Source organism: Novosphingobium cyanobacteriorum (assembly GCF_029436685.1).
Taxonomy (GTDB): domain Bacteria; phylum Pseudomonadota; class Alphaproteobacteria; order Sphingomonadales; family Sphingomonadaceae; genus Novosphingobium; species Novosphingobium cyanobacteriorum.
Genome location: NZ_JAROCY010000052.1, coordinates 1 through 5511, shown reverse-complemented (window position 1 = coordinate 5511; position 5511 = coordinate 1). Strand labels below are relative to the sequence as shown.

At 58.3% G+C, this 5511-nt stretch carries 7 protein-coding genes; 3 read left to right on the top strand and 4 right to left on the bottom strand.

Annotated elements, in window-relative coordinates; genetic code table 11:
- Positions 1-78: 78 nt before the first annotated feature.
- Entirely contained in the window at positions 79-687 is a 609-nt protein-coding gene (locus POM99_RS22590; RefSeq protein ID WP_438823049.1) for a DUF7146 domain-containing protein, read from the bottom strand.
- Positions 688-820: 133 nt separating this feature from the next.
- On the opposite strand from POM99_RS22590, the gene POM99_RS21920 reads away from it, so the two are divergent.
- From POM99_RS21920 to POM99_RS21910, 3 genes are all read left to right on the top strand, one after another.
- Complete coding sequence (locus tag POM99_RS21920; protein WP_277280904.1) at positions 821-1072, top strand: hypothetical protein; 252 nt, start codon at positions 821-823, stop codon at positions 1070-1072.
- A 74-nt stretch (positions 1073-1146) separates the two neighbouring features.
- Complete coding sequence (locus POM99_RS21915; RefSeq protein ID WP_277280902.1) at positions 1147-1674, top strand: hypothetical protein; 528 nt, start codon at positions 1147-1149, stop codon at positions 1672-1674.
- A 14-nt stretch (positions 1675-1688) separates the two neighbouring features.
- Positions 1689-2714, top strand: coding sequence for an NAD-dependent succinate-semialdehyde dehydrogenase (locus POM99_RS21910; RefSeq protein WP_277280901.1), 1026 nt, complete (start codon positions 1689-1691; stop codon positions 2712-2714).
- Positions 2715-2741: 27 nt separating this feature from the next.
- Here the strand turns inward: POM99_RS21910 and POM99_RS21905 are convergent, their stop codons facing one another.
- From POM99_RS21905 to POM99_RS21895, 3 genes are all read right to left on the bottom strand, one after another.
- Complete coding sequence (locus tag POM99_RS21905; RefSeq protein ID WP_236672402.1) at positions 2742-3830, bottom strand: C45 family autoproteolytic acyltransferase/hydrolase; 1089 nt, start codon at positions 3828-3830, stop codon at positions 2742-2744.
- A complete protein-coding gene (locus tag POM99_RS21900) occupies positions 3830-5104 on the bottom strand; it encodes an MFS transporter (protein ID WP_202084661.1) in 1275 nt (424 codons plus the stop codon). The genes POM99_RS21905 and POM99_RS21900 overlap by 1 nt, the downstream gene beginning before the upstream one ends.
- 204 nt (positions 5105-5308) lie before the next feature.
- Positions 5309-5511 (bottom strand): hypothetical protein (locus tag POM99_RS21895; protein ID WP_277280898.1); only part of this gene is annotated, 203 nt, incomplete at its 5' end.

Sequence of the window (5511 nt, the reverse complement as noted above, 5' to 3'; positions counted from 1 at the left end):
ATTGTCGCTCGACGGTTGCTCCTCGCAACAGCAAATGGTAGCCAGAATTCACCAACCGGCGCGGCCACCTATCGGCCATCAAAATTGACGCCGACCGGACACCGTAATCGTCGCGCTACAGCCTGGTCTGGCGTAGGTCTTGCTCGCTTGATGCGCAGCATTCTGTCCAGGTGCATCGTTGTCCTCGGCAATGATTAGCGTATGGATCCCCTTCGGAAGATGGAGGAGTGGCAAGCGAGCAGCGCCCATGGCCGCCCAGCAGGTCACGCCGGTCAGACTTGTGAAGGCGGCCGCGTCTTCGAAGCCTTCCGCAATTGCCAACACCCCATCAGACAATGTTGGTTGCCATGCCCCCTGCCCGCAGCTCCCCAGCAAGAACTTGCCGCGATGTCGGCCTGATCTAGGGTCCAGGATGATCCTTTGAACCGCCACAAGCCGGCCTAGGTCACGCACGGCCACAAGCAGGGCTTGATGAAACGCAGTGTTTGGCTTTCGGCCAAGAGGGCACCGCGGATGGAACCGGATGTCGGGGAGGTCCGGGAGCAGAAATCTGCCAACGAGATAGCGCTCTCCCAGCGTTCCATGAACGTCGATCGCATCATCCCACAGGCGCTGAGCCTGTCGCCTAGAGTCTGCATTTCGAGCTGGACGGGGTTCGATGCCTTGAACTCTATCTGCACTCCGCAAGGCACGTATGATATTTCATTCCCCGAGCGGGCCAACGGATAAAGTTTCGCCGGGCAACCGGAGAAAGCGGGAGCGAGCGCCGGGACCAACCAACCTCGCCCCCTCATCACCACTCGCGATAGGAGCGCGAATCATGACTGAAATGACCCCTACATTCACGGCTGACACTAAGAAAGTGCTGGACCGCTTGGAGGTTCTTTCTTGCCACATCGAACACCTGCTCTCCGAAGCCTTTGAACACACACGAGAAACCATTTCCCGGATCAGCGGTGAGGCAAAGCATTACGCAGGACGGGCGAGCACTTCCATTGTCATCGCCCAGGATCTGCGTTTGGAAATGATTGAACTGATCGAACAGCTGCAGGCCGAACGTCGCCTGCGTTAAGCGGGGATGAGGCGAGGTACCAACTCGCCCCACCCCCTGACCACAAACAGCATACAGACAAAGGAGTGCTGAATATGGCTACGAACCCCATAGGCGGCGATCCCGCCACCGTCACCCGATTCCCTGTCCCGGCCCAAATGCCCACAGTGGTGCAAATCCTCTCCCGCTTCGATCGTCCGACCGTGGAAGCGTTCCTGTCGGTTGCGATCGATCTGCTCGACGCAATGGACCCGGATCCTGATGTCGAGCTCAACGGCGACGAATTTGACCACAACAACGGCGAGGACGAAGAGTATGGCGGCGGAAGTAATCGTCCGCTCCCTTGGGGTGGACCTGGCTGTCCGATCAGCGACCCCGACAGTGCGATTGACGATCGCGAATGTGACGATGTCGACCAAGACCTGGAGCCTGAGGAAGTCGTTGTTCCGGCATACGGTTTAGACCAGACGACAGGAGCCCTCCCAATTGATCCGGCAGCTGACAGGCAGACGATGCTACCCCACATTGAGCGAATTCGTGCGAAGCAGTGCGTTCTTGTAAGCGCGCATCCATATTTTGGTGGTGCTCCTGAGCCCACCTTCCGGCTGAAGTGCGGTGGCTGATTCAGGAAGCCACCTTGCCTGAACAAGCCGTATTCGTCTGGAATTTCCCGGCGGCGATGGTGACGCGGAAGCTTGCACCGGCCCTTGCGTCCGGTTGTACCGTCATCTTGAAGCCATCTGAGTTGACGCCGTTCACGGCTTTGGCGTTGGCGCTGTTGGGCGAGGAGGCGGGGATTCCCGCCGGTGCGCTTAACGTCATTTGTGGTGCGCCGGCGCCGATCGGCGAGGTTCTGCTTGCGGACCTCAGAGTTCGAAAATTTACGTTCACAGGCTCCACTAATGTGGGCAAAAGGCTGGCGGCGAGATGCATGGATCCGCTTAAGCGCGTTTCTCTGGAGCTTGGCGGTAACGCGCCATTTATTGTCTTTCATGACGCCGACTTAGAGAAGGCGGTGGCTGGCGCTGTTGCTTCGAAGTTTCGAAACGCGGGTCAAACGTGTGTTTGCGCCAATCGATTTGTAGTCCAGGGAAAGGTTTACGCAGAGTTTAGCGAGCGGCTCGCTGAGGCTGTGCGATCATTCAAGGTTGGCGACGGCTTCGGGGAAGAGGTCACTCAGGGACCGCTCATCAATGACTTGGCGGTCGACAAGGTGGCTCGCCATGTTGAAGACGCGCGCGCGCGAGGTGCGATTCTGCTCTTTGGAGGCGAACGTCATGCCGCGGGCAAGCAGTTCTTTCAACCGACTGTGCTCACAGAGGTGCCGCGAGACGCCTTGCTCTGCAGCGAGGAAACGTTTGGGCCTGTCGCGGGTCTTGTTCGTTTTGAGTCAGAACGTGAAGCGATTGAGTTAGCCAATGCATCGAGCGCGGGTCTTGCATCGTATCTCTTCACCAAAGACTTTGACCGTGCGCACCGTGTCTCAAATGCGCTCGACTACGGGATGGTTGGATTGAACACAGGGCTTATTTCGAGTGAGCTCGCGCCATTTGGGGGATGCAAAGAGTCCGGGATCGGCCGGGAGGGGTCGAAGTACGGCATGGCGGAGTTCGAAGAACTGAAAACGATCTGCGCCGAGTTCGGCGAAGCCACAACCCCATGAACTGCGGCCCACTCGGCAACATCTCCTCTAATCTTCAAACCGCAAAGCATGATAGCCGTCCCGGTCAGGCGGGCCGATGCTAAACCAGGCGGATATAAGGTCGACCCTGAATTCCAGGCGAGCGATCATCGAGCCCGTGGTGAAGTTGGTATTGTGCTGAGATTGCGCGCCCGGATGGGGCCGGCAAACTGGGTGAGTTGCGTGATCGGACGCGCAGAGCGCATTCTGGATAACGGTCAATGTTGGCTTTGCACTTGTGAGCCTGTCGCTTAGCGACGTTAAGCGGCATTTGCTGTTCAGTTGATCATATGTCGAAGTCACTTGTTGAAGCTGCGGGGCGAGTGCGTGATTGGTATGGAATAATCTATCCGCCGTTGCGCCACTGAGTTCGACGATTGTGTCATGGCCAACTTCAAAGGAGCGCAGCCCTGTCGGGTCCGCAAGCAGGTAATGCTGGCAGGTTGCGTGCTCAGTAGCCAATAGGACTGCGCTTGCGTCCGTCAGGGATGTTGCCTGCAGCAGTTTTCGAATGATGAATGCGACGGGGAGGCCCGGTCGCAACCTTGATAGTTCAGGAAGAGCGTTAACTGCTACCGCGAGGCCGCATTCGTTCACGCCCATTAGCCCAATCATGCCTGCGAGAGAAAAAACGAGGGCGTCGGGATTGCCGTCGGGCTCAGCGATGTGCAGCACGACCTGGTGGCCATCGGTCCACGCGCCGAGGTCCATATTCTGACCGATCCAGACCGGCGAGCCCGCCGAAGCAATCGCCAGCGTGCTGCATTTTTCGGGTTTTGTGAATCGAGTATTTTGCGATCGTCGATACTCCCATTCCTCGTCCATGAGCTGCGCCGCTAGCACGAGATCGAACGGGACATTAGCGCCGAGAGACGTTCCCCGTATCTCCTCGAGCAGATCGGGAGCGTCGTGCTCAATGCAAACAACTAGACCGGACTCGGCTAGAAACCGCCGCGCGTAGACGTCAGGATTGCCCACGCCGGCGGCCTGCAAACTTTTGAGCCAAGCGCCTAGCCACGATTTTATCGCGGCAGCGTGTGTGCGACCGTGCGCTAGACCTCGGGACTTCGGTTCGCCGGCGAGTGAAAAAACCTGCATCATTGGGCGGTGACCGTGCCCGTCGCCGTCGAGCCTGCCGCGCCAACGCTTTCTTTAAAATAGCGGCGAGCCAGAAAGAACGCGAAAGTCGATCCGAGTGCCGCGGCCACACACACGATGGAGAGTGCTTTGCCGATCATGTCGATCCCTCCGAGCACGTTGGACAAAACGCTAACCAGCGGTGGCGCTACTGCCAGCGAAAAGAGCAGGATTGCTGCGACGAGCACGGACATGCAGAGGCCGCGAAGACGGTCGGGAACGACATTCATCACGAGCGTGATGCCCATCATCGCCACGCCAATCATCAGGGTAAGCGAGACCATCAAGAGAGCGCTCGCCCAAGAAAAAGTCGGAGCAAATGCGAACAAGCTTGCGGGTGCGCCCAGGGCGGCTAGCAACACGAGAAAGAGCAAGGCTCGGCCAGTGCCGCCCGTGCGTTGACAGTAGTCGGCAAGGCCTCCCCCGATGACTGGGCCCAATACACCGCTGATCAGCATGCCTGAGCCCATGAGAAAGCCGATCGCGTCGGGCGCTGCGGCATAGGTGCGTGAGAACATCGGACTAGCCCAGATAATCATGGCTCCGATGGCAATTTCTGCGCAGATAATTCCGGCTGAAAGCATCAAGATAAGAGTGCGTGTGTGGCGCAACTCTTCCCACGCGCCAGCGATCGTCTGCGTCCCTTTAGCCTCCTCCAAGCGCGGAGGCTCGCGGAGCAAGAGCATGAGCAGCACAACGGCGACGCCCGGTGCGGCAAGCCAACTCAAGGCCGTGCGCCAGTCCCCGCTGTGGGCCTGCGCCAGCACTAGAAGTTCTCCCCCCAGGGCGAAAGCCATGGAGTTGCCGACAATTTGTCCGATGGTGGCGACGGTAATCATGCGACCACGCAGGTGCGGCGCGAAGTGGTCGGCGACTAAGGAATAAACTACGGGCAGGATCGCTAACGCGGACACCCCGGCAATTGCTCGCGTGCTGAGGAGCTGTGTGAAGTCGCGCGCAAATGCGGTGGCGAAATTAGCGGCAACAGCGATTGTCACAAGACCAAGGAGCAGCCGCGCGCGATTGGCGCGATCGATCAATAGACCCAATGGTATGGCTGTTAATGTCACCGGAACCCCAATGATCGGTCCTTGCAACAGGGCCATTTGATTGTCGGATAGATGAAGGGACAGGCGCATCGCCTCCTGCAGGGGGCTGATAGCCGTGCGCACATAGCCGGCGATCAGCATCGCCAGCGCCAGCAGGAATATTTGGAAGATGCTTTTGAGAGTCATAGAAATCGCTCGAACCAATCCAACAATGCTACGTTTTGTGCGCGCCGCGCCGACAGCGGCCCGTAGGAATCGCCCATGTGCGTCATGCCTGGCACACAGACGAACTCAGTGACGCAACCAACGTCGTGCAGAGCTCGGTAAAACTGTTGGGCCTCCGCGAGTGGGCACTATTAATTTTCTTCGCCGCATCGCTCTTTCTCTTCGTCATATCTTCTCCGTTTCGCTGATAAATCGCATGCTTTCGCCTCTGACGCGATCATGCCTTGAGACGCGTGCGGATGTAACCGACATTCCCCAAGTGGCCTGCCGCTTGACTTCAAGATCGCCTGATTTTGCTCGCTGGGCAAGCGTTTTTCGCCCCGAGCGGTGTCTGTCGTCGCGCAAACGGCCGAAGTCGGGTGGATCAA

Bases quoted from the DNA above. Each gene is read 5' to 3' on its own strand.
- POM99_RS21905 (WP_236672402.1), bottom strand. From the start codon at position 3,830: ATGCAGGTTTTTTCACTCGCCGGCGAACCGAAGTCCCGAGGTCTAGCG.
- POM99_RS21915 (WP_277280902.1), top strand. From the start codon at position 1,147: ATGGCTACGAACCCCATAGGCGGCGATCCCGCCACCGTCACCCGATTC.
- POM99_RS21900 (WP_202084661.1), bottom strand. From the start codon at position 5,104: ATGACTCTCAAAAGCATCTTCCAAATATTCCTGCTGGCGCTGGCGATG.
- POM99_RS21920 (WP_277280904.1), top strand. From the start codon at position 821: ATGACTGAAATGACCCCTACATTCACGGCTGACACTAAGAAAGTGCTG.